General features: G+C 61.8%; 19 protein-coding genes, 4 tRNA genes and 1 pseudogene. 8 read left to right on the forward strand and 16 right to left on the reverse strand.

Annotation, left to right across the window (positions count from 1 at the left end):
* Positions 1 to 37: 37 nt before the first annotated feature.
* The gene (locus tag NT26_RS09560) at positions 38 to 2,431 is read right to left on the reverse strand and encodes a mechanosensitive ion channel family protein (RefSeq protein WP_244467688.1); all 2,394 of its coding nucleotides are present in this window, start codon (positions 2,429 to 2,431) and stop codon (positions 38 to 40) included.
* Positions 2,432 to 2,630: 199 nt separating this feature from the next.
* Here NT26_RS09560 and NT26_RS09565 point away from each other — a divergent pair, with 199 nt between their 5' ends.
* Positions 2,631 to 2,882, forward strand: coding sequence for a GlsB/YeaQ/YmgE family stress response membrane protein (locus NT26_RS09565; RefSeq protein WP_052638585.1), 252 nt, complete (start codon positions 2,631 to 2,633; stop codon positions 2,880 to 2,882).
* A gap of 16 nt (positions 2,883 to 2,898) precedes the next feature.
* On the opposite strand, the gene NT26_RS09570 is transcribed toward NT26_RS09565, so the two are convergent.
* Together NT26_RS09570 and NT26_RS09575 are read right to left on the reverse strand one after the other, a co-directional pair.
* Complete coding sequence (locus tag NT26_RS09570) at positions 2,899 to 3,441, reverse strand: DUF924 family protein (RefSeq protein ID WP_052638586.1); 543 nt, start codon at positions 3,439 to 3,441, stop codon at positions 2,899 to 2,901.
* A 10-nt stretch (positions 3,442 to 3,451) separates the two neighbouring features.
* Positions 3,452 to 3,943 carry a heme-degrading domain-containing protein gene (locus tag NT26_RS09575; RefSeq protein ID WP_052638587.1) on the reverse strand — a complete coding sequence of 164 codons (492 nt, stop codon included), beginning with the start codon at positions 3,941 to 3,943 and terminating at the stop codon, positions 3,452 to 3,454.
* A gap of 273 nt (positions 3,944 to 4,216) precedes the next feature.
* On the opposite strand from NT26_RS09575, the gene NT26_RS09580 reads away from it, so the two are divergent.
* Complete coding sequence (locus NT26_RS09580; RefSeq protein WP_052638588.1) at positions 4,217 to 4,699, forward strand: cupin domain-containing protein; 483 nt, start codon at positions 4,217 to 4,219, stop codon at positions 4,697 to 4,699.
* Between the two features lie 36 nt (positions 4,700 to 4,735).
* On the opposite strand, the gene NT26_RS09585 is transcribed toward NT26_RS09580, so the two are convergent.
* The 4 genes from NT26_RS09585 to NT26_RS09600 all read right to left on the reverse strand — a co-directional run bounded on the left by NT26_RS09585 (position 4,736) and on the right by NT26_RS09600 (position 8,810).
* Entirely contained in the window at positions 4,736 to 5,398 is a 663-nt protein-coding gene (locus NT26_RS09585; RefSeq protein ID WP_052638589.1) for an HAD-IA family hydrolase, read from the reverse strand.
* A gap of 102 nt (positions 5,399 to 5,500) precedes the next feature.
* The gene (locus tag NT26_RS09590) at positions 5,501 to 6,409 is read right to left on the reverse strand and encodes a methylenetetrahydrofolate reductase (protein WP_197570697.1); all 909 of its coding nucleotides are present in this window, start codon (positions 6,407 to 6,409) and stop codon (positions 5,501 to 5,503) included.
* A gap of 102 nt (positions 6,410 to 6,511) precedes the next feature.
* Entirely contained in the window at positions 6,512 to 7,924 is a 1,413-nt protein-coding gene (ligM, locus tag NT26_RS09595) for a vanillate/3-O-methylgallate O-demethylase (RefSeq protein ID WP_052638591.1), read from the reverse strand.
* Between the two features lie 145 nt (positions 7,925 to 8,069).
* Positions 8,070 to 8,810 (reverse strand): GntR family transcriptional regulator, encoded by a 741-nt coding sequence (locus NT26_RS09600; RefSeq protein ID WP_052638592.1) that lies wholly within the window; start codon positions 8,808 to 8,810, stop codon positions 8,070 to 8,072.
* A gap of 204 nt (positions 8,811 to 9,014) precedes the next feature.
* On the opposite strand from NT26_RS09600, the gene NT26_RS09605 reads away from it, so the two are divergent.
* Entirely contained in the window at positions 9,015 to 10,184 is a 1,170-nt protein-coding gene (locus NT26_RS09605; protein WP_052638593.1) for an MFS transporter, read from the forward strand.
* A 17-nt stretch (positions 10,185 to 10,201) separates the two neighbouring features.
* Here the strand turns inward: NT26_RS09605 and NT26_RS09610 are convergent, their stop codons facing one another.
* Positions 10,202 to 11,404: an MFS transporter gene (locus tag NT26_RS09610; protein WP_052638594.1), complete on the reverse strand. Its 1,203-nt coding sequence runs from the start codon at positions 11,402 to 11,404 to the stop codon at positions 10,202 to 10,204.
* Positions 11,404 to 13,488: a TonB-dependent siderophore receptor gene (locus NT26_RS09615; RefSeq protein WP_052638595.1), complete on the reverse strand. Its 2,085-nt coding sequence runs from the start codon at positions 13,486 to 13,488 to the stop codon at positions 11,404 to 11,406. The genes NT26_RS09610 and NT26_RS09615 overlap by 1 nt, the downstream gene beginning before the upstream one ends.
* A 287-nt stretch (positions 13,489 to 13,775) precedes the next feature.
* Here NT26_RS09615 and NT26_RS09620 point away from each other — a divergent pair.
* A pseudogene (locus NT26_RS09620) lies at positions 13,776 to 14,965 on the forward strand (IS481 family transposase).
* Between the two features lie 44 nt (positions 14,966 to 15,009).
* Here the strand turns inward: NT26_RS09620 and NT26_RS09625 are convergent.
* The 5 genes from NT26_RS09625 to NT26_RS09645 all read right to left on the reverse strand — a co-directional run bounded on the left by NT26_RS09625 (position 15,010) and on the right by NT26_RS09645 (position 16,676).
* Positions 15,010 to 15,086, reverse strand: a tRNA-Arg gene (locus NT26_RS09625).
* A 20-nt stretch (positions 15,087 to 15,106) separates the two neighbouring features.
* Complete coding sequence (locus NT26_RS09630; RefSeq protein ID WP_052638596.1) at positions 15,107 to 15,412, reverse strand: ETC complex I subunit; 306 nt, start codon at positions 15,410 to 15,412, stop codon at positions 15,107 to 15,109.
* 47 nt (positions 15,413 to 15,459) lie between these two features.
* Positions 15,460 to 15,536 (reverse strand) — tRNA-Pro (locus NT26_RS09635).
* An 85-nt stretch (positions 15,537 to 15,621) separates the two neighbouring features.
* Complete coding sequence (locus tag NT26_RS09640; RefSeq protein WP_052638597.1) at positions 15,622 to 16,098, reverse strand: DUF192 domain-containing protein; 477 nt, start codon at positions 16,096 to 16,098, stop codon at positions 15,622 to 15,624.
* Positions 16,098 to 16,676 carry a cold-shock protein gene (locus NT26_RS09645; protein WP_052638598.1) on the reverse strand — a complete coding sequence of 193 codons (579 nt, stop codon included), beginning with the start codon at positions 16,674 to 16,676 and terminating at the stop codon, positions 16,098 to 16,100. Before NT26_RS09645 ends, NT26_RS09640 begins: the two co-directional genes overlap by 1 nt.
* 192 nt (positions 16,677 to 16,868) lie before the next feature.
* Between NT26_RS09645 and NT26_RS09650 the strand changes: the two genes are divergently transcribed.
* From NT26_RS09650 to NT26_RS09665, 4 genes are all read left to right on the forward strand, one after another.
* Positions 16,869 to 17,309, forward strand: coding sequence for a VOC family protein (locus NT26_RS09650; RefSeq protein ID WP_052638599.1), 441 nt, complete (start codon positions 16,869 to 16,871; stop codon positions 17,307 to 17,309).
* Between the two features lie 77 nt (positions 17,310 to 17,386).
* Positions 17,387 to 17,893: a hypothetical protein gene (locus tag NT26_RS09655; RefSeq protein ID WP_052638600.1), complete on the forward strand. Its 507-nt coding sequence runs from the start codon at positions 17,387 to 17,389 to the stop codon at positions 17,891 to 17,893.
* A gap of 119 nt (positions 17,894 to 18,012) precedes the next feature.
* Positions 18,013 to 18,087, forward strand: a tRNA-Glu gene (locus NT26_RS09660).
* 166 nt (positions 18,088 to 18,253) lie between these two features.
* A tRNA-Glu gene (locus NT26_RS09665) sits at positions 18,254 to 18,328 on the forward strand.
* Positions 18,329 to 18,348: 20 nt separating this feature from the next.
* On the opposite strand, the gene recJ is transcribed toward NT26_RS09665, so the two are convergent.
* On the reverse strand, positions 18,349 to 20,184 hold the full coding sequence (gene recJ / locus NT26_RS09670) for a single-stranded-DNA-specific exonuclease RecJ (RefSeq protein WP_052638601.1): 1,836 nt from the start codon (positions 20,182 to 20,184) through the stop codon (positions 18,349 to 18,351).
* A gap of 436 nt (positions 20,185 to 20,620) precedes the next feature.
* Positions 20,621 to 21,943 carry a homoserine dehydrogenase gene (locus NT26_RS09675; protein WP_052638602.1) on the reverse strand — a complete coding sequence of 441 codons (1,323 nt, stop codon included), beginning with the start codon at positions 21,941 to 21,943 and terminating at the stop codon, positions 20,621 to 20,623.
* Positions 21,944 to 22,000: the final 57 nt, after the last annotated feature.

The raw sequence follows: 22,000 nt of genomic DNA on the forward strand, positions 1-22,000 counted from the left end.
GCCTGATTACGACATGCGAAAAGCTTGCCGCGACGGCTTACATGCCGGCGCCACCCTCTACGGTTCCGTCTTCGTCCTTCCCCGACCCCTCCCTGTTTCGACCCGGGCGTGGCAGGATCATGATGTCCTGGCGGGCATACGGGATCTCGATCCCCTCCACTTCGAAACGCTTCAGGATTTCGATGCGCACTTCCGCCCGGATACGGATCCCGTCGGAATAATCCGCCAAACAGAAGCGCAGTTCGAAATCCAGTGAGGAGGCGCCAAAGGCGAGGAAATCGACATGGGGCTCCGGATTGCGAAGCACTTCGGGTACCGCCCGGGCGATCTCCAGCAGGATCGCGATCACCTTCTCCGGGTCCGTCCCATAGGCGACGGAGACGGGAATTTCCGACCGCTGCACCCGGTTTCGATGGGTCCAGTTACCGACTGGCGCGTTGATCAGGTCCGAGTTCGGGACAATGATCGACTGCTTTCGGAAGGTCTCGATCTCTGTCGCCCGTACCGAAATGCGTTTGACGATGCCTTCGGTCGTCCCGGTAACAACATGGTCGCCGACCTTGAACGGACGTTCGACGAGCAGGATCAGTCCGGAGACGAAATTCGAGACGACATTCTGAAGTCCGAAACCGATGCCGACCGAAAGCGCCGACGCAACGAGTGCAAGGCTGGAAAGATCGATGCCGGCCGCCGACACGCCGAGGATGACCGCAATCCCGATCCCTAGATAGCCGATGCCGGTCTTGACCGAATTTCGCACGCCCGTGTCGACATGGCTGCGTGCAAGAACGTGGCTGTCGATCCACTTCTGGATCCATCTGGTGGCAAGGTAGCCCAAGCCGAACAGCAGGATCCCGCCCAAGATTCCCACAATCGAGATGGAGATATTGCCGATCGTTATCCGGGTGAAGAAGCGATAGATCCAGGCCTCGATGTCGGTGACCTGAAAACCCCAGGTCAGCAGGATAAGCGGTATGCCGAGAAGAAGAGCGATGGCGTAGACCAGAAGGCCGGCGGCAAGCCCAATCTGGTCCAGCGCGACTTCGCCCAACTGGAACCGCCTCGCCAGTCGCTCGCCCAGCCCCGTGCGCGCGAACGCGCCCTCCTTGCCGACCGCCTTGCCCGACAGGATGCCAATGTAGGTGGTGACGAGAACCGCCCCGGTCAGCACGATCTGCGTGGCAACGAACCGCGCCAGTCCCGCATAACCTGCCATGACCGTCAGGATGAGCAGCACCCCCATGACCCGCAACAGGACCGCCAGCCACCGTGGCCAGCCGCGTCCAGGCAGGGCCGGATCCTCATCCAGAACCGGACGTGCAAACGACAGGGCGAGGAGGATGAGGCCGATCACCAGCGAGGCGACGACGCTCTTTGCGATTGTCAGTTCCAGGGGTGAATTCAGTACCTCGCTGACCACCCCAAGCAGATAGTCGAGGCCGTTGACGACAGCCATCGCGACGATGGCTGAAAGCAGCGGATGGGCTCCTCGATCCGTGACCCGCACAAGCCGCCAGCGGGGATAGCGCGGTGAGAGAACGGCATCGGCCAGCTGCCAGATGAAATAGACGAACCAGATGAAGCCGAATGCTGCCCCGATGATGGGAGCAACATCCCTTCGCATCACATTGAAGCCATCCAGGAAGAGATAGGATGCAACAAGAAAGGCCGTCAGCGAGAACGTCCTCGTGACGGTCGTCCAAAATGCGAGCGAAAGGCGCTTGATATAGGTTGGTTGCTCCAGCGAGGGATCCCGCGCGATCAGCCTCGCGAAAAGGCGACGACCGCCCGCGAGGAAAACGAGGGCCGCCCCAAGCGAGAGGAAGATCGCAACCAGCAGCGGGAGTTTCTTGAACTTCCATGCGAAGCTCAACCAACTCCCTACAGTGTTGCCGAGATCGCGCATCTCGAGCACGAATGCCTTGCCAGCCTCGCCGAAGAGCGCCGGCGAAAGCTCCGTCCGCTTGAACAACGTCTCGGTGAAGAGATCACGCCGCAATGTCGAAATGCTGCTGGTCGCCTGGTTGGCATTGGTTCTGAGGTTGGCGGCATCATCAATGATCACCGTCAGTTCGGCGCGCTCGGTCGTCAGGCGATTGCGCTCGTCGGTCACCGCCTCGGCTTCGGCGGGTTGTCCTGCCGCGGGCGCCTCACCCAGGTCAGCCAACCGCGCCTGTATCTGCGAAAGGCGCGTCTCCAGATCCGCTGAGGCGCTCTCTAGTTCCGAAGCCACCTCGTCCGCCTGGACGCGCAGCTCCGCGAGCTTCAGGTCTTCAATCGGCGTCTGCTCAAGACGCTGGCGGATGTCGATCAGTCTCTGGCGCGACGCCTCCAGCCTCTCCGCCATCTCCTCGTTGATTGAATCCGCAGTGACTTCGGCTGCTGCCGGCTGCTGCGCCTGCACCCTGCCCATCGGAACAGCAGTGAGCATCAGAGCGGTCATCAAGATGAGCTGGAGGAGCCCGATGCCGAAAGAGAAGGAAGAAGTACGACGTAGCTTCAACGGGGGTCACCGGATCATGGATTCGCTTCGCGGCAATCTAGGTTCCACGGCGAACAAAGGAAAGGCGCCGGGAACCTTGGAACATTGTCTCGCGTTACCAACGGCAACCACCACAGGAGGGTAAGGCATGGAAGACGCAGGTATCGGCTGGATCGCGGCCATCATCATCGGGGGTATCGCCGGCTGGCTGGCCGAGCAGTTCATGAAGAGCAATATGGGCATCTTGATGAACATCCTGCTCGGCATCGTCGGCGCCATCATTGCCAACGCCTTGCTTGGCCTTCTCGGCATCAGTCTTGGCGGCTGGATCGGCTATCTCATCGCCGGCTTCATCGGTGCATGTATCCTGATCTGGGTCGGTCGGATGATCCGACGCTAGAAGCAACCCAGCACGTCTAGAAACCGGCGCCGGGCTTCGACAGATAGTCGAGTTCGGCGCTGTTTGATTCGCGACCCAGCAGCGCGTTCCTGTGGGGGAAGCGTCCAAACTCCCTGATCACGGCAAGATGCCGCTCGGCATAATCCAGATACTCAGGATCGCCGAGCTTGCGGAACAATCGGACCGACAGCTCTTGGTCTGCAACGCTCTCCGAATGCTCGAAGGGCAGATAGAAAAAGGCCCGCCGCGCCTCCGGCACCTCCATGTCAGCCCCCGCCTCCAGAGCCATCCGAGCCTCGCGCAAAGCTATCCAGTCTGCCGCGAACGCCAGCGGAGTGCCGCGATAGATATTACGTGAAAATTGGTCGAGAACGATGATGCAAGCCAAGCGCTGGTCAGGCGAGCCCCGCCACTCCGTCACCTCGCCTCGTGCCAGATCGAGGTGCGTCCGGCCAAATCGCGCCGATATTTCGGCGTCGACCTCGGCGGACACCTGAAACCACTCCTTACGCGTCAACTCCTGGAACCAGAATTGCAGAACGATGTGGGGCGCTTCCATTTCGTTTCCTTCAAGTCAGTCGTAGAGCGTCGTGGTCCTGGTCGAGCATGTGGCACAAAGCCTCGACCACCAGATTGTGATCCTCCCGTTGAGGCAGTCCCGAGACCGTTGCGGCGCCGATGCATCCGGTTCCTTTCAACGTGATCGGGAAGCTGCCACCATGCGTCGCATAGTCCGCCGATGGAAGCCCGTACTTCGCTTCAATGGTCGTGCCTTGCTGGGAAAGCGCCAACCCGACGGCATAGCTCGACCGGAAAAAGCGAAGGGTGACGGCCCGCTTTCGCCGTACCCACGAGGCATTGTCCGCCGTCGTGCCCGACAGGGCGCAGTAGAAGACCGGCATGGAATGGAGATGGATGTCGATCACCACGCCGGCACCTCGCTCCAGGGCCATGTCCCGCAGCAAGGAGCCAAGCCTCCAGGCCGCCTCCCCATCGAACTGCGGGAAGGCAAGTGCCCTCTCCTGCTCCAGTATCTTCTCCAGGTCTTTTTCTTCAGTCATTCCGATATCCGCTGTGTCCTGTCCGAGCATTCATGACGAACCAGGGGGATAAGTAAAGCCCGAGGGAATATCGCATTGAGACAGGGTGAGCCTTAGTCGGGGGCGATGCGTGAATAACTCCTTCACCAAGGACTTGCCTTTCAGTGCGTGGAGGTTGAACAATGAGCCGAAGCCACGTTAGCTCCCGTCAGCCGGCATGCTACCGGTCAGGGGCTCGCGGACCCACTGCTCGCAAGAGTTGGTGAGCCCCGCCATATGTGCACGAGGAACGGCATGTCAGACGACCATCACGATCATCCAGTCCCCGGGACAGACTGGCGCGACAACGGCGTCAAGGTCATACCCGGCAATTCGCTGGATCCGAACACCGCCCAGACGCCTGGAATGAACCGCGCGACCGCGATCAATCATGCGCGCGCCGGAGCGGAGAAGATCTGGGCCGGCACCGTCACGATCCACGCCAACGCCAAGACCGGAGCCCACCACCACGGGGATCTCGAAAGCATCATCTATGTCGTCAAGGGCAAGGCAAGGATGCGCTGGGGCAACAATCTGGAGTTCGTGGCAGAGGCAGGCCCTGGCGATTTCATCTACGTCCCACCCTTCGTGCCCCACCAGGAAATCAACGCCAGCCGGGATGAAACCCTGGAATGCGTCCTCGTTCGATCGGGTCAGGAACCCGTCGTCGTCAATCTGGACATAGAACCGGTGGAGAAGCCCGAGGAAGTCTTGTGGAAGGATCCGATCCACCGCTGACCGTTGCGACGAGCGGTGGCCGTGTCGTCGCTTATGCTAACGGAATTGAATGGATAGCCGCCCGCCGGCGCCTATCGCCACCCTAACCTCCCCGTAGTGCGGCAGCTTCGGATAGTCGGTTTCGACGGGATGCTGGTGGGTTGCCGTGATCACCGTGATGGCGGTCCCAGCAGCCTCCGCAGCCGCGACACCGGCCAGGACATCCTCGAAGACCATTGCGTCGGGCGCATCGACGCCCAGTCGCTCTAGGCCGAGCTGGTAGCACTGAGGGTGGGGTTTCCCGACCGCAACATCCTCTGCGGTCACCATGATACGGGGTTGCGGCAGACCCGCGGCCGCGAGCCTTGCGCGCGCGAGGTCCATAGGCGCCGACGTCACGATGGCCCAGCGCTCCGGCGGCAGGGACGCCAGGAAATCAGCCGCGCCCTCGATCGCAACGACACCCTCGACGTCTTCGATTTCGCCACGAAGGATTTCAGCTGCCTCCACCACCGGATCGATCCAGGGGAGGTTCAGGGCCGTAATGGTATCAATGCCGCGCTTGCCGTGCATGGTCGGCAGGAAAGTCCCAAGATCCAGACCCTGCCGCGTGGCCCATCGGCCCCAAACCCGCTCCGCCGCAGCAATCGAATTGAGGATGGTGCCATCCATGTCGAACAGGAAGCCGCCATAGGTCTTGGTGCTGGGAAACTGGTACATCAGAAGGTATGGGTCCGCCGGCGCGTCTGTTCATGCCGCTGCCAAGCGCGACCACCCTTCATATTTCTGATGCGCTACGCATGCAAGCTGGAAGCGGCGGCACTAATCCTGGTGGGACGCCCCGTCCCTCACTCTCGCCAGCCAGTCCGCGCTTGCCTGTATCCCGCCCAGCGGAAACACATGCACCCGCTCGATGGAACTTTCCGGGTAAGCTGCGCGATGGGCGGCGATGTCCACGAGGAAGTCCGTCGGTTCGTACGGAACCAGCAGCTTGCGCAGGTCGAGAGCCCGCTTCTGCAGGACGTTGAGCGACGGCCCGACGCCGCAGGCTACGGCATACTTGATGAGTGTCTGCAGCTTTGTCGGACCAGCGACACCGACATGGATAGGGAGAGTGATCCCGGCGGCCGCGATACGTTCAGCCCAGGCAATTACCGGTGCCGCCTCGAACGCGAATTGCGTGACGATGGCCATCTCGGCATCCGTGCGCTCGGAGAAGGACTGCTTCCACTTGAGCGCCTCATCGACAACGGCTGTACCACCGTCACGATCGATGTCCTTGTTCCCTTCGGGATGGCCGGCCACGTGCAGCCGGTCAAAGCCGAGCCGGTCGAACACGCCCGTTTCCAGCATTGCGATCGAGCTGTCGAGGTCGCCAGCCGGGGTTGAAACGCCGCCGCCCAGCAGCAGCGCCTGCGTGACACCCGCCTCCTCCCGATAGCGCCTTACCCAGGTCTCCAGCGTCAGGCGATCCGGGATGATCCGCGCCGGAAGGTGCGGCATCGGCTGGAAGCCCTCATCCGTCAGGCGGCGCGCGGTCGCCACCATGTCGTCGATCGGCGTATCGCGGATATGAGCCACGTAGACCCGCGTCCCCTGCGGCAGGATCTGCCGGAAGTCACCGATCTTGGCCGCTGTTCGCGGCATGACTTCAATGGAACAGTCCGTGAGCACGGATGCCAGCGAGGCTGAGTTCTCAGTCGTCGCGTCGTTGCGAAACACGCTTGTCATTCCCATGGCCAACCCTAGACGTCCGACGTTCGAGCGGACGCTCCTCGTAAAGCAACAGAAACCGAGCGACGGGCGCGCATAGCACGCCCGTCACGGGCCGGATCAGCCGGCCTTCTTCGTACGCCAGCTCTCGGCGTAGTTCTCGCGAGCTTCGCGGGCATAGGGGGTTGCCGACACGCGCACACGGATCTCCGCCTGCTTGTGGCGTTCCGTCGATGTCTTGCCGGTGCCGCCGTTCGGCTCGCCCCATATCATCGTCAGTACGTCACCTTCCTGGACATCGGCATCGACCACGCCAAGCGAAAGCAGGCAGCGTTCGTTGTAGCTGTAGCCGTTGAACATCGACATGCCGACCATCTTGCCGTCGTGCATGACCATGTCGGCACTGGTGGACGCATAGTTAGGCTGCGGGAAATCGATCCACTTGTAGTGGTCTTCGCCGGGCTGGAAGGCGGAAGCGATGACCTTGACGACATCCTCGGCATTCCATTCGAAGGTTACCTTCTTGCGGTTCCTCCCGTCCTTCATCTTCTCAAGCGACTGCTTGCCGATGAAGTCGGACTTCCAGCCGATGTAGAAACCGTATCCGAGTTCGAAGGGATTGACGTAGTAGTCTTCGATGTTGCTGGACACGAAGCTGCCGCCGATCGCCCCCGTCGCCTCATAGCTGTCGGCGCCCAGCCAGTCGCGGTACTCCTTCATCATGCCGTCACCGGTGTAGATCCCCGGCAGCGGCGACGGAATCCAGCCAGATTCCAGCGTGTTCGTGGAGTACGCGCGGCTGCCGACCTGGTGAAGGTCGACACCGGCGTCACGCGCCGACTGCAGGATCACGCTACGGATATACTCAAGATCAGCGTAAGGCCCCCAGATCTCGAGGCCAGGTGCGCCCGCCATGCCGTGGCGCAGTGCCTGCACCCGCTTGGAGCCAACATTGATCCAGTCGACGTGGAAGAACTTGATGTCCGGGACCGGACCGCCATTCATCTTCTCAAAGATCTTCGGCGCATCCGGCCCTTGGATCTGGAAGCGGTAGTGTGTGCGGTAGACCGCCTTGCCGTCCGGTCGCGAGGGCGAGCGTGGATCGCGATGTATACGCACGTTCCACTTGCCGATTGCCTGCTGGAACTGCACCCAGTTGGCGGTCGGGGCACGTCCGACGAGGATGAACTTGTCCTCCCGCTCCCGAAAGATGATCATGTCACCGATCACGTGGCCGGCCGGCGTCACCGGTACGAAGTGCTTTGCACGGTTCAGGTCGAAGTTGGCGAAGCTGTTGATCCCGACATACTCAAGGAAAGCAGCTGCCTGAGGCCCTTCGACGATCACTTCATCCATATGGTGGGACTGATCGAACAGGACCGCGGATTCGCGCCAGGCACGCTGCTCGTCGCGCCAGTTTGTGAACTCCGGCGCCACTACCGGGTATACATACATTCCGACCTTGGAGTTGCGGAGCATCTCCACGACGTTGCCGCTGGCACTGATGACGTCCGAAAGACTGGATCTCGTCACGATATCTCCTCCCTGAGATGAGTGATGATGTATACATCATCCTCATTCAGGGCAAAACATCAAGGGGGCTGAGGGCGAATTTCTCTCAGGCGTCATCCACCCTGTATGCATGCGGGTCCAGACTGCCTTGATTGATTACTGGAAATCAGCTGTTGAGAAGTGCCAGCCCCGGGACGCGGAGGATCAGGTCAGGATCCTCGAGGGTCACATATTCGAGATTTCGGCGAGCAATCCGCGCATGCTCCCGCGCGATGAACTCTGCACGAGTGCCCTCCCGTGAACCGATCGCCGATACCAGCGCGCGATGCTGCTCCTGCGCCACATGAAGCGACTGCCTGAAGACATCGATATTTGTTCGGTCAGAGAGGAATGCCGAGGGTGAAGCGAAGGGCAGACGCGTTGCGCGATCGATTTCGCGCTGCAGGACCGCACTGCCGGAGAGCTCCACCAGGATGCGGTGGAACTGCCCGTTGAGCTCCGAATAGCCCTCGAAATCCACGTCGTTGGGTGCCGCACCGAAACAGTCATCCAACTGGATCAGCACCTCTTCCATCTCCTGCAGCCGCCGCGCCGGCGCTCCGCGCTCGGCTGCGAGCCGCGCCGCCGTCCCTTCGAGCACGCCACGCAATTCGATCGCGTCTACGACATCGGCAAACGTGAAGCTGCGGACAACGAATCCGCCATTGGCGAGCCGGTCCAGCAACCCCTCCTCGGCCAGGCGCGACATCGCCTCGCGAATTGGAGTTCGGGAAATCTGCAGCGTCTCGGCAAGCGGTACCTCGAAAAGCCGCGTGCCGCCGGGAAAATCACCGTTCAGGATACGCTTGCGAAGTTCCATGAGCGCCGCAAGTGTGTGCGTCGTCCGCCCCGTATCCTCGATCGACATGGTCCTGCCCCTGTTTCCTTGCCTGAAAATCTAGCGGGGGACCCGGATGCCCGCAAGCATATTTGCCACGCTGCATACATCCGCGGGAGCCAGACCTTGGCGTTTCGATCTCTCCCCTATAGCACTCTTCCGGGACATCTGCCCGCCCGTCGAGTCGCGGGCATGCACGATCGCCCACTGGCGGATGGGATTGAAGAGTAGGCAATGACGACACGCTGGAGCCACGTCACCATAGCGGTGCTGGGAGGAGTTGCTGCGGCTGTGCATGTCGGCAAGGTTCCGCCTGCCTTGCCGCTTCTGCGCGACGAACTGCAACTCGATCTGGTCGCTGCCGGATGGCTCATGGGGCTGGTCGCGCTGATGGGCGGTCTTCTGGGCCTCGTCATGGGGCGCCTCGCCGATCGCGTCACGCACCGGCGCGCGATGATACTCAGCCTCGTGCTCCTGACATGCGGGAGCATGGCGGGTCTGTTCGCACACTCGGCAGCAATGCTTTTCGCCAGTCGGATCGTAGAGGGCTTCGGATTGATCCTGGCCGTCGTCGCTGCGCCTGCGCTCATTACGAGCGCGACCGAGGCCCGCGATCGGGGGCTCGCTTTTGCAATCTGGGCCGCCTGGTTGCCGGTCGGTGTCGGCGGAATCATGCTCGTCTCACCGGTCCTGCTACCGGTCTACGGCTGGCGCGGCGCATGGATTGCCGCTGCACTTTTCACGCTCATACCCCTGGCAGCTCTCCTCCTGTCCAAGCCGGTCTCCTCCGTCACCGGAGCCACGCCGCCATCTTCCCTTCTCGATGGAGCAAGACTGACGGTCGCCCTTCCGACCACCTGGCTTCTTGGCGGAATGTTCCTGCTCTATGCGGCAAGCTTCATGTCCGTCTTCGGCTTTCTGCCAACGATGCTGATCGAGGAGAGCGGGCTCGCATTGGGAACGGCCTCCGTGATGACGGCAATCGCCGTACTCGCGAACGTACCGGGCAACATTGCCGGAGGCTATCTGCTACGTCACGGTGCGCGGCGATGGGCATTGATCGTCACCGCCTTCTTCCTTCTGTCGCTGAGCGCCTTCGTCGTCTTCGCATCCGAGCTGCCGCTGACGATCCGCTACACGGCCGCATTGCTCTACGCGGCAACCGGCGGGCTTCTTCCCGCCTCGATCATGAGCGCCCTCCCCGCCTATGCGGCCCGGCAGGACCTCGTCAGCACGATCAGCGGCTTTATCATGCAGGGCACCAATCTGGGGCAGTTTCTCGGACCGCTGCTACTCGCCGCCGTGGTATCCGCCAAGGGCTGGGCCGCGGCACCCTATTATGTCGCTGCGACAGCCCTCTTTGGTATCCTCCTTGCCTTGAAGTTCCGGCGCCGGGAGATCTGACTGGGACGGACAAGTTCTCACCGGTCTGCAAAACGCATTATGACCGGCACAGAGGCCAGGGCCACGAAGGACGCACCGATAAACAGCGGCCCGTAGCCGAACGCTTCCGCAAGATAGCCGGCGACGACACCGCCTGCGAGGCTGACGAGCGCATCCATGCTTTGGAACAGCGTGAAGTCGACGCCAGCCTGACGAGGATCCGACCATCGCATGAACTGCGCGTAGAGGCCGACGAAGCCGAATGCCATGATGCCGGACGTACTGCCGATTGCGACCCCCATGAGCACCGGCACGGGTATTGCGTCCGTCCAGCCGGCGACAGCCAGCAGGCTCAGTGCCGCCGCCTGGAGGGCGAGCGCCAGGAGCAGCACCGGGCGGATCCCCCATGACCTGACGCAGGCGCCGCCTATCAGCGCTGCGGCCGAGCCTATCAACAGGGTGCCAACACCATTGAGTATCCCGACAGTCGTCAGTTCAACACCCTTGTCGACGAGAAACGGCGCGATCATCCCGAGCGCCGATTTCTGGGCGAGCACGAAGATCGCCGCGACAATCAGGCCTCTCCTCAGGAGCGGGCGCCCGAGGGCGTGACCCAGGGATGGCACATGGTGCCGCGCCTCGACTGGCATGCGGCGGACGACACGGAACAGGAAGGGCATGCCGAGCAGTACAACCAATCCTGCCATGGACCAGGTGGCGATCCGCCAGTCGGATGTGCCGACGAGATAGAGAAAAAGCCCACCACCCAGCGCGGCACCCAGATAGGCGCCACCAACCTGCGCCGCGTTGGCCCATCCGTGGTGACGCTGTGCCAGGCTCTGCACGGCAAAGCCATCGCAGGCAATGTCGACGGTGGAGGCGGCAAAGGCAACGACGATCAGGATGGTGAAGAGGCCGGTCCAGTTCGACGCGTCGAGCATCCCGACCGAGATCAGCCCCAGGACGGAGACAAGGCCTCCGACGAGCACGATCGAACCCGATCGATTGCGGCCGGCGACCGGCAGCCTGTAACGCTCCACCGCCGGCGCCCACAAGAACTTCAGCACCCATGGAAGCGCGATCAGCGAGACGAGACCTATGCGGTCGAGCGAGACACCCGCCTCACGCATCACCGCGGGAAGCCCCGTCCAGGTCATGCCGCCAATCACGCTCTGCGCGACATAGAGACCGGCGACGCCCATCAGGAGCATCGCCGGTGATGGTGGATTGGTCGTCGCCATCAGAAACGGTAGCGTAGGCTGCCGTAGACGGTTCGTCCCTCGTCCCAGTAGCAATTGCCCGAGGTGCAGATCGCCTCCTGCCGGTCGAACAGGTTCTTTGCGTTCACCTGCAGCGAGAGGCCCTGCAGATCCGGATTGCGATAGCCGAAGTCGTAGGAGACGGCCGCGTCGACGAGCGTGCGCGAGCCGCTCTTGAACGTGTTGGCATCATCGCCATAACTGTCGCCAACATATCGCACCCCTGCCCCGAGCCCCAGGCCAGCCAGCGGGCCATCCTCGAAGAGGTAATGTCCCCACAGCGATGCGACATGGTTCGGAGCGCCCGAGAGCTCGTTGCCCACTGTGCCCGGCAGGCCTTCCTCGATCGTCATGCGCATGTAGGTATAGGATGCAATGAGGCTGAAACCGTTGTCGAAGGACGCGTTTGCCTCCAGTTCCACTCCGCGGGAGTGCAGGTCGAGCTGTCGCTGCACCTGGTTGCCCGATGTGTCATAGGTACCGTCGAAAACGACTCCGTCGGTCTGGTCGATATCGAAATAGGCGGCACCGAGTATCACGTTCGTGTCGGGGATTTCGTACTTGACGCCGACCTCGATCTGATCGGCGGTGGTGGGTTCCGCGACCGTCCGGGTCCCGCTTGCGTCATAGACGAAACCAAGGTTGGGCGAGAACGACGTCGAGTAGCTGGCGTAAGGCACCAGACCCCAATCGAACTGGTAGGAGAGGCCGGCTCTCCAGGAGAAGGCGCGATCGGTGGTGTCAATAGCGGTTCCAGCAGATGTCACGCTGTCGGAGGCCGCCCAATCCTGCCGTCCGGTGAGGAAGAGCGTCCAGCGGTCCAACTCGATCTGGTCGTGCAGGTAGATGCCATACTGGTCCATCTCCTGCTCGCCCGACGACGCGAAGGCTTGCAGGGCAACATCGGCGGGCGATGTGGTGGAACGTCGTGACTTGGCCGCGTAGTCCCACCAGTTGTAGTTGAAGCCGAGGATTGCCGTGTGCGACAGCGGACCGGTATCGAATTCGAACTGGGCGATGTTGTCGACCGAGAAGGCAGAGACCTTTTCCTTGTACTGCGACCAGGAGGTTCCGAGGTAGCTGTACTTCAGGTCCGCATCAACCTCGTGGTAGCGAAGGTTCTGGCGCAGGGTCACGACGTCGTTCAGCCGATGCTCGAATTCATATCCGATCCGGCCCTGCGTTGTGGTGAAGTCGTTCCAGTCCGGATCTCCGGAATAGATGTCCGAGATCTGGCCCAATGAAGGATTGACGTAGTACGCCGTCGCCCCCACGACGGACCGCGAGTACTCGCCCAGAAGCGTGAACTTCGTGTCTTCATCCGGCTTCCAGGTGAAGGCGGGGGCGAGATAGAAGGTGTCGTCCGGATAGCCGTCGATATGGGTGTCGCTCTTCCGTCCCACCGTCGTGAACCGGTAGAGCAGGCTTCCCTCATCATCCACCGGACCCGACAGATCAACGGCAGCCTGATAGCGGCTGTCCTGGCCCAGCAGCAGCTCAACCTCGCGGAATTCTTCGTCCTTAGGCCGCTTCGTCACCATGTTGACGATGCCGCCTGGACCGCTGACCCCATAGAGCGACGACGCCGGCCCCTTCAGAATAGTCACGCCCTCAAGGCCATAGGGTTCGGTGCGGAACCATGCAGAGGGGCCGTTGAACTGCTTCAGCCCATCACGGAAGGTCCCGGTATAGTAGGCGGGGAAGCCTCTCAGGTAGAAGGCATCATAGCGGCTGTCGTAGCCGAAATTGGTCGGGTTTGCGCCAGCGGTGTAGGACAACGCCTCATTCAGTGTCCGCGGCTTCTGGTCCTCGATCTGGTCCTGGGTCACGACCGAAACCGACTGCGGTATCCGGACGAGTGGCGTGTCCGTCTTCGTCCCGATCCGGTCGCTTTTGGCGACATAGCCATCCTGGACCAGGATGTCGTCGCTTTCCGCTTCGAGAACGATGGTTTCGAGTTCGGTGCCTCCGGCACTATCCTGTGCAATCGCACCCGTCGAAAGGCAAAGCGAGACCCCCGCCAGAAGCATGAGCCTCCGGCGCCAGAACATTGATCTGAAACGCATTCTTAATCCCCTGTGATCGAGGCGATCAGATCACAAAGATGATTAAGAGAGTCAAGTATCGTCGCGAAGCTCGTGCGCAAGCTGCACCACCTGTTGCAGAACAGACACAATCAGCTGCCACAGATTCTTCGGGAGATATACGTGATGGCCATATGGCTCGTGCGCCACCGTCCGCTACGCCTTCAAACGCCAGTTGGATTGGTGCACAAGATGTCCGACCTGGGAGATAGGTGACATTTCGTACCGGAGACATGGGTAACACTTTTCGACTTTGTCGGGAGGTGTCGATGCCGTGGAGAGAGACTTCGGTCATGGAGGAACGTCTACGATTTGTCGCCCGGCTGCTTGAGGGCGAAGGCATGAGCGAGGTGTGCCGAGCGTTCGGCATCTCGCGCAAGACCGGCTACAAGATCTTCAACCGCTACAAGGATGATGGCCTAGAAGCGCTGACCGATCGATCCCGACGGCCGGTGCGCTATGCCAACCAGTTGCCGGATCCGGTTGAGGCGATGATTGTTCGCCTCAGACAAGAGAAGCCTTACTGGGGTGCCAGGAAGATCAGGGAACTGCTCGTCAAACGGCTGGCCGGCGATGTGCGCATTTCGGCAAAGAGCACCGTACACGCCGTACTCGATCGTCACGGCCTTGTGAGCCAGGCCCGCAAGAGGAACCGGGCGAACAAGGCCGTCGGCACGCAGCTATCGGCGGCACCTGGTCCCAACGATCTCTGGTGCGCCGACTTCAAGGGCGAGTTCAAGCTGGGCAACGGCAATACTGTTACCCCCTGACGATCACCGACCAGCTCTCGCGCTATCTTCTGTGTTGCGAGGCCTTCGAATCGACGCGCGAACAGGGTGTCTTCGAGGCCTTTCGGCGGGTTTTTGCCGAGCGGGGCCTACCGGCCGCGATCCGCTCCGACAACGGCCTGCCCTTCGCCAGTCCCAACGGGCTCTACAATCTGTCAAAGCTCTCGGTCTGGTGGCTCAGGCTCGGCATCGCCCTCGAGCGCATCCGTCCCGGCCACCCGCAGGAGAACGGCCGCCACGAGCGCATGCACCTGACGCTCAAGAAGGAAGCGACGAGGCCGCCGGGCCGCAATATCCTGCAGCAGCAGATGCGTTTCGACGGTTTCGTCAGCGAATTCAATGAAGAACGGCCGCATGAGGCGCTGTCTATGAAGGTACCGGCAGAGCTCTACACCACATCGCCCAGACTCTATCAGGGCCTGCCGGACATCGACTATCCCTTCCACGATCGCGACGCCATCGTCACCAACTGCGGGCGGCTTTGCATCCATCGCAAGAAGATCAATATCTCGACGGTGCTGGCCGGACAGAGGCTCGGGCTCAAGGAAGTCGACGACGGCATTTGGCTCGTCAGCTTCATGCACTATGATCTCGGATATATCGACCTGGAGCAGAGAACATTGCAAACCATCGACAACCCGTTCGGCACGAGGTTGTCACCCATGTCTTAGGGACAAACCGTTACCTATGTCTCCGGGTCGGACAAGAACAGAAATGGCGACCCCTGCAGGACTCGAACCTGCGACCTACTGCTTAGAAGGCAGTTGCTCTATCCAGTTGAGCTAAGGGGCCGGCTGCGCCGGCGGACGAACTCAGTGCGTCCAGGGCTGGATGCGGTTATAGCGAAAATTGTCCGTGTAGGAGACGACCTGACGTGCGACTTCCTTCGGTGGGATGACGCGGTACTGGATGCCTTCGCGCTGCGCATAGGCTTCCGCCTGCTCCTGGCTCTCGAAGGTCAACCGGACCTGCTGGCGCATGTCGGACGATGACGTGTAGCCGAGAATCGGGTCGATGCGACGCGGCGCCTCCTGGTCGAACTCCAGAATCCACAGATGGGTCTTGGCCTTGCCCGACTGCATGGCTGTTTTCGCAGGACGATAGATCTTGGCGGACATTCCGACGACGCTCCCTGAATGCCGGACTGCTGGGCTCGTCCGGCACGTGGTCGGAGTGGAGAGATTCGAACTCCCGACCCTCTGGTCCCAAACCAGATGCGCTACCAGACTGCGCTACACTCCGTTTCCACGTTGCCCAGCGGATTACACGCTTCGATGCCGGGCCGCAACTGCAAAATCCAACGGAAAAGTCTTGGCGGTGTTTCCGGTCAGTGTCGGCTGTCGATCCTCTTGCTCATAACCCTGTCGCCTACCTCGATTCCGAGTGCGGCAGAGCGCCCTCCGTTCAACTCGAGGACGAAATGCACCGGCCCGCGCGAATCTATGATCGCTTCAGAAAGCGGAACGGCCTTGCGCTGAATATGGGAGATGGTCCCGTCCTGCTGTATGAACAACATGTCGAGCGCCAGCGGCGTGTTGCGCATCCACATGGAGACCGGCCGGGTCTCGCCGAAATCGAACAGCATGCCGTGATCCTTCGGCATGCTTTCCCGGTGCATCAGGCCTTGCGAGCGCTGTTCCGCGGTCAGCGCCAGTTCCACCGTGAAATTGTGCACTTTGCCGGACTTCGTCTGGATCAGCAGGTCTTCCTGTTCGAAGCTCGTCTGCGCCAGCGTCGGGCCGATGAAAAGCAAAAGAAGCGCCGCAACGACGCTTCCGATAAATCGGAGCCCCCCCCTGCCCATCAGTGCGCCCGGCCGATTGGATTGGGATTGTCGGGATGGATCTCGGCCGCCATCAACCCCTTGTCGCCCGGTCCGTAGCGGACGAGGACCACCTGGCCTGGGCGCAACTCAGTCAACCCGAATCGACGGAGCGTCTCCATATGAACGAAGATGTCCTCCGTCCCCTCACCGCGCGTCAGGAAGCCGAACCCCTTGGTGCGGTTGAACCACTTGACGAGCGCCCGTTCCAGTCCGCTGGTCGCCGTCACCTGCACATGGGTGCGCACCGGCGGCATCTGGTGCGGATGCACGGCCGTCGACTGGTCCATGGAAAGGATGCGAAACGCCTGGTAGCCGCGTTCGCGCTTGTGGATGAGCGCGACGATGCGCGTCCCTTCAAGGATCGTCTGGTACCCGTCGCGGCGCAGGCAGGTAACATGCAGCAGCACGTCCTGCATGCCATTGTCGGGCACGATGAAGCCGAACCCCTTTGCCACGTCGAACCACTTCACGACACCGGTGATCTCGATCAGGTCGACAGCCTCGCCGGCGAGGTCCTCGATCCCGGCCATGTCCTTCGCTGACATTCGGTCTGCCATCTGTGTCGGCCCCTCGATTACGCGCTACAGCCCCGGTAGACTGATTCTGGAGGTGAGATTAACATCCCGTTAACCCTTCAGCGCAAGTCCCCGTCTAGGAATTATCCACCCCGTTCCTATCTCTGCAGGCTTGTCCGTAGCTGACGGACGGGAGCATAAGAACCGGCATAGAGAAAGCGGAGAACAATGCCCATGCGCTACCTTCACACCATGGTCCGGATCAGGGACCTCGATGCCTCGATGCGATTCTACACCGATCTGCTGGGACTCCAGGAGGTACGACGTATTGAGAACGAGAAAGGCCGCTTTACGCTCATCTTCCTGGCGGCGCCTGAAGACGCCGAGGCGGCACATGCTCGCAAGGCCCCCTGCCTGGAACTCACCTATAACTGGGACGCGGAGGACTATGCGGGAGGCCGCAATTTCGGCCACCTCGCCTACGAGGTGGACGACATCTATGCATTCTGCCGCAAGATGATGGAGAACGGCGTCACCATCAATCGCCCGCCCCGCGACGGCTACATGGCCTTCATCCGTTCGCCGGACGGCATCTCGATCGAAATCCTCCAGAAGGGCGAGGCGCTGCCGGCGACGGAGCCATGGGCGTCGATGGAGAATACCGGCTCCTGGTAGTTTGATCGTGAGCCTTGCTCCCGGCGCCGGAACGGGGGCAAGCTCTAACGACTGATTCGAACGAAGGGGCAAACGGCATGATGCCTGGAAGTTCCGCTAGGCGGCAAAGTCGCCTGCGGCTGCTCATCGCAGCAGGTGCTGCGGCCATCGCCCTCTCCGGCTGCACGACCTCCGGCAAGTCCGGATCGGCTGACGAGTCGGCAATAAAGGAAACCGCCTCATCGAAGGGTCGGGCAGCCGACGCGGGCGAGACAGCCTCCAGCAGCTACACCGACCCCGCAGTGGTGTCCGCATCCTCCGCGGCTTACGACCGGGATGGTGTAGTGGCCGATGGGGTTCCGGCGGCACCCGATTCCTTTGCGGGAGATGCAATGGCGGCAGGCGTCGTCATTCAACCCACCGGCATCCGCGCTGGCAGCGCCAGCATCTTCTCCGGCAACGCCGCGCCCGCGACAGACGCCCCGGCACCTGCAATGACCGGCCGCGGCATCAACGCCCGCACCGGCAGCGTCTTCAGCGCGCCGGCGCAGTACCCGAGCGAAAGCTGCGGGACGGATATTGACGGGAACCCGCTAAGCTGCTGATGGAACTAGACTATCCCCCAGCCAAATCCGGTTTCCCGCCCTTCGGTATTTTTTTGCAGGCAAGCAAAATTCGCGCTTGCGGGATGAAAATCACCCCTCTATAAGGTCGCTCACCGCACGCGCCCTTCGTCTATCGGTTAGGACGCCAGATTTTCATTCTGGAAAGAGGGGTTCGACTCCCCTAGGGCGTGCCACTCTCTTCGATCATTCTCTCTCAGCAAGCCGAACAAGACGCGCTTTGAATCCTGGCGGCGGCGTGCAGCATCTGGCCATGGAATTTTTGCTGTTTTTCCTGCGAAATCCAAAATTCAAGCTTGCGGCCAAAAGGGGCGCTGACTATAAGGGCGCCACACCGCGCACGCGCCCTTCGTCTATCGGTTAGGACGCCAGATTTTCATTCTGGAAAGAGGGGTTCGACTCCCCTAGGGCGTGCCACTCTTCCCTTAAGTGCCGGATCAGCTCGCCGGCGCAGCATCCAGAATTCGCAGCTGAATTCGCCGGTTGCCTTGCCAGTGATCGCCACTCAGGCAGCCCGCAACGTGGATCTGGCTGCCGCGGGAATTGAGGAGAAGCCGTCCCAGCGGTGTGTCGGCAGATCGGAACGCTATTCCGTCCAGTCGCGACCCGTCAACCGCCTCAAGTTGGACCTTCACATGGGCGGTCCCCACCAGCCGCGCATCCCTCACCCGATGAGACGGTATCGCAAACACCGGCTGGGGGTGCCCCGAACCGTAAGGGCCCGCCTTTTCGAGCTGGTCCAGCATGTCAAGCGTCGCTCCCGATGCCGAGAGCGCTCCATCGATCTTCAACACGTGATTGGCGACGAGCGAAGCGACGGTATCGGCAGCCTTCTCCTCAAAGAAGGCACGCAGCCGCCCGAGGTTGTGGCGCTCGACGGTCAGTCCTGCCGCCATGGCATGACCGCCGCCCTTTACCAGCAGCCCCTCGTCGACCGCGGCACGCACCATGCGTCCCATGTCAAAGCCGTTGATGGAGCGTCCCGAACCCGTCCCCTTCCCAGACGGATCGAAAGCGACCGCGAAGGCAGGTCTGCGGAATTTCTCCTTCAGGCGCGCCGCCAGCAGCCCGACAATGCCCGGATGCCAGTTGTCCCGAGCAGTCACCAGCACAGTCGCCGACTCGCCGTCTCCATACTCCGCCATAACCTCCGCCTCGGCCTCGGCGAGCATTGCCGCCTCCATGGCCTGCCGTTCGCGGTTGAGCTCATCGAGACGCCCGGCGATTTCCTCGGCTACCGCCGTGTCGTCGAGCGTCAGCAGCCGGCTGCCGAGTGCCGCATCGCTGATGCGCCCTCCAGCATTTATACGCGGGCCCACCAGGAAGCCCAGATGATAGGGTGTGACGGGACCACCAAGTCCTGCCTTGCGCAGGAGAGCGGCGAGTCCGGCATTGTTCATGTGACGAGCCGCCAGCAGGCCTTTGACCACGAAGGCACGGTTGAGGCCCCTGAGCGGCACGACATCGCAGACCGTGGCCAAGGCCACCAGGTCCAGCCAGGCCAGCAGGTCAAGCCCTGCCGCTCGAGGATGTCCCTGCTGGCGGAGCAGCCGTGCCGTCGCCACCAGCACCATGAAGACGACCCCGGCTGCGCACAGGTGCCCCTGACCGGACAGATCGTCCTCGCGGTTTGGGTTGACCAGCGCCAGACAGTGGGGAAGTTCATGGCCAAGCTGGTGGTGGTCGATGACCACGACCTCGCAACCCTCCTCCCGTGCGGCATCGAGAGCTTCGTGGCTGGTCGAGCCGCAATCCACGGTAACAATCAATCCGGCGCCCTTCTGGACGAGCTGGCGGATCGCGGCGGGGTTCGGGCCATAGCCCTCGAAGATACGGTCGGGAATGTAGATCTCAGCCGTCACACCGAAGTGTGCGAGGAATCGATAGAGCAGGGCCGAAGAGGCAGCACCGTCCACATCATAGTCACCGAAGATGGCGACCTTCTCCCCACGCTCGACGGCCAGCGCAATTCGCTTGGCGGCCTGCTCACAATCCGTCAGCGTGTATGGCTCGGGCATCAGCGAGCGGATGGTCGGATCGAGGAAGGCCAGAGCCTCGTCCAGCCCGACGCCGCGCCCCGCCAGCACACGCGCCACGAGGTCGGGAAGGCCGTGAACCTGGGCAATGGCAAGCGCGCGGTTCTGCGCAGCCTGATCAAGCCGCGATACCCATCGCTGCCCGCAGGCGGAGCGCTCGACGCCGAGGAAGGCCCTCGGCACCGGATCGACCGGCGTGTCTGTGGACGTGATGAGCGGCAGATGCTTGACTGTCATATCGACTTAATAGCCGATCGGCAGCCCAGACGGAATCACATTACGTCGGTTAACTAGGAACTGTCCGCACCACGATCGCAGGCCCGTCACAAGAATGCGGCTAATACAGTCAGGGCAGTAGCCGGAGGAACAAGAAGTACAAGCAAAACAGCCCAGTTCCGGCTGCCTTCGTCCTCCTCCTGCCTTTGGTCGTTGGCATGAACCGGACTCGTCACCGAAGCCGCCTCCGCCAGGACGATTCTGGCACCCTCGCAGGAAAGCCGCAACGGTCCCCTGCCCGACACCCTCCAGACCACTCTGACGCCCTCCCCGCGCAAGGTGATATGGCAAGGAATCTAACGTGATTCGAGGCGCCACGACCAGCCCGCTCGATCTTTGGCGGCGGCAATCCGACCAGTCGGCGGCTTTGCCCGTCCCGGCAGGAGGTTGGAAGCAGTCAGAACGCCTTCGGGCGCTCGATGCGAATGACTTGCGGCTCGCCCACGAGATAGTCCTCCGCCTTGATGGCGGCCACGGCGTTGCGCACCGACGCCTCCGTCGTCGCATGGGTCACGAGGATGATCGTCTTGGCTTCCGTCGCCGGGGCCGTGGAGCTTGCCCGCTGTACGATTGATTCCAAAGAAATGCTGTTCTCCGCCATTCGGGTAGCGACACTGGCGAAGACGCCGGTGCGGTCGGCGACGGTAAGCCGGATGAAGTAGCCCCCCTCATGGCTGCGCATGCGGGCGCGTCGATATGGTTCGAGGGCCTCCGCAGGCGTGCCCAGTACCGGCACGCGCTGTTCTCCGGGACGGCTCTTGGCGATGTCTGCGATATCGCCAAGCACCGCGGACGCAGTCGCATCGCCACCGGCTCCTGGCCCCACCATCAGCAGTTCGCCCAGGATATCGGACTCGATGGCAACAGCATTCGTCACCCCGTCGACCTGAGCGATGACGGAATCGCGCGGCACCATGGTGGGATGCACGCGTTGCTCGATGCCGGAATCCGTCTGTTGGGCCACACCCAGCAGCTTGATGCGGTAGCCGAGATCGGCAGCCGCCTCGATATCTTCGATGGAGATGTTGCTGATGCCTTCTAGGTAGATCTCGTCTGCGGCAATCTGCGTCCCGAAAGCAAGCGTCGTCAGGATCGCGAGCTTGTGTGCCGTGTCATTTCCTTCGATATCGAAGGTTGGGTCGGCTTCCGCATAGCCGAGGCGTTGCGCTTCCGTCAGGCAATCCTGGAAGGACAGGCCCTCCTTCTCCATCCGGGTCAGGATGTAGTTGCAGGTCCCGTTCATGATACCGTAGACGCGGGAAATGCGGTTTCCGGTGAGGCTCTCTCGCAGGGCCTTGATGACCGGGATGCCTCCCGCTACGGCCGCCTCGAAGTTGAGGAGAACGCCTTTCTTCTCCGCAAGCGCCGCCAGTTCGACACCATGGCGCGCAAGAAGGGCCTTGTTCGCCGTCACCACGTGGAGGCCACGATCCAGCGCCGCGCGCACCGCACGTTCAGCCGGACCTTCGGCACCACCGATCAGTTCAACGAGCACGTCAATGTCCGCCCGCGCAGCCATCTCCTCGGCAGATTCGAACCATGCCATACCTGAAAGGTCGATGCCCCGATCCCGCGACCTGTCCCGCGCACTGACCGCGGTTATCTCGATGGCACGACCGCAAGTCACCGAGAGTTCGTTCGCGCGCCCAGTGATAATCCTTGCAAGCGAGGAACCGACCGTACCGAGACCCGCAATGCCGACTTTCAGGGCACCTGCCATGACTTGTATTTCCTGATTTCTGGAGGGGTTTGGCGGCCCGCAGGAGCCGCCTGAATT

The sequence above is a fragment of the Pseudorhizobium banfieldiae genome, assembly GCF_000967425.1.
Lineage (GTDB): Bacteria > Pseudomonadota > Alphaproteobacteria > Rhizobiales > Rhizobiaceae > Neorhizobium > Neorhizobium banfieldiae.

Excerpts from the sequence above, each read along its gene's own strand:
- NT26_RS09585 (WP_052638589.1), bottom strand. The coding sequence starts at position 5,398 with ATGTACCAGTTTCCCAGCACCAAGACCTATGGCGGCTTCCTGTTCGAC.
- NT26_RS09615 (WP_052638595.1), bottom strand. The coding sequence starts at position 13,488 with ATGCGTTTCAGATCAATGTTCTGGCGCCGGAGGCTCATGCTTCTGGCG.
- NT26_RS09610 (WP_052638594.1), bottom strand. The coding sequence starts at position 11,404 with ATGGCGACGACCAATCCACCATCACCGGCGATGCTCCTGATGGGCGTC.
- NT26_RS09565 (WP_052638585.1), top strand. The coding sequence starts at position 2,631 with ATGGAAGACGCAGGTATCGGCTGGATCGCGGCCATCATCATCGGGGGT.
- NT26_RS09630 (WP_052638596.1), bottom strand. The coding sequence starts at position 15,412 with ATGTCCGCCAAGATCTATCGTCCTGCGAAAACAGCCATGCAGTCGGGC.
- NT26_RS09650 (WP_052638599.1), top strand. The coding sequence starts at position 16,869 with ATGCGCTACCTTCACACCATGGTCCGGATCAGGGACCTCGATGCCTCG.
- NT26_RS09655 (WP_052638600.1), top strand. The coding sequence starts at position 17,387 with ATGATGCCTGGAAGTTCCGCTAGGCGGCAAAGTCGCCTGCGGCTGCTC.
- NT26_RS09640 (WP_052638597.1), bottom strand. The coding sequence starts at position 16,098 with ATGGGCAGGGGGGGGCTCCGATTTATCGGAAGCGTCGTTGCGGCGCTT.
- NT26_RS09675 (WP_052638602.1), bottom strand. The coding sequence starts at position 21,943 with ATGGCAGGTGCCCTGAAAGTCGGCATTGCGGGTCTCGGTACGGTCGGT.
- NT26_RS09600 (WP_052638592.1), bottom strand. The coding sequence starts at position 8,810 with ATGTCGATCGAGGATACGGGGCGGACGACGCACACACTTGCGGCGCTC.
- NT26_RS09590 (WP_197570697.1), bottom strand. The coding sequence starts at position 6,409 with ATGACAAGCGTGTTTCGCAACGACGCGACGACTGAGAACTCAGCCTCG.
- NT26_RS09575 (WP_052638587.1), bottom strand. The coding sequence starts at position 3,943 with ATGACTGAAGAAAAAGACCTGGAGAAGATACTGGAGCAGGAGAGGGCA.
- NT26_RS09570 (WP_052638586.1), bottom strand. The coding sequence starts at position 3,441 with ATGGAAGCGCCCCACATCGTTCTGCAATTCTGGTTCCAGGAGTTGACG.
- NT26_RS09580 (WP_052638588.1), top strand. The coding sequence starts at position 4,217 with ATGTCAGACGACCATCACGATCATCCAGTCCCCGGGACAGACTGGCGC.
- NT26_RS09645 (WP_052638598.1), bottom strand. The coding sequence starts at position 16,676 with ATGGCAGACCGAATGTCAGCGAAGGACATGGCCGGGATCGAGGACCTC.
- NT26_RS09560 (WP_244467688.1), bottom strand. The coding sequence starts at position 2,431 with ATGCTCACTGCTGTTCCGATGGGCAGGGTGCAGGCGCAGCAGCCGGCA.
- recJ (WP_052638601.1), bottom strand. The coding sequence starts at position 20,184 with ATGACAGTCAAGCATCTGCCGCTCATCACGTCCACAGACACGCCGGTC.
- NT26_RS09605 (WP_052638593.1), top strand. The coding sequence starts at position 9,015 with ATGACGACACGCTGGAGCCACGTCACCATAGCGGTGCTGGGAGGAGTT.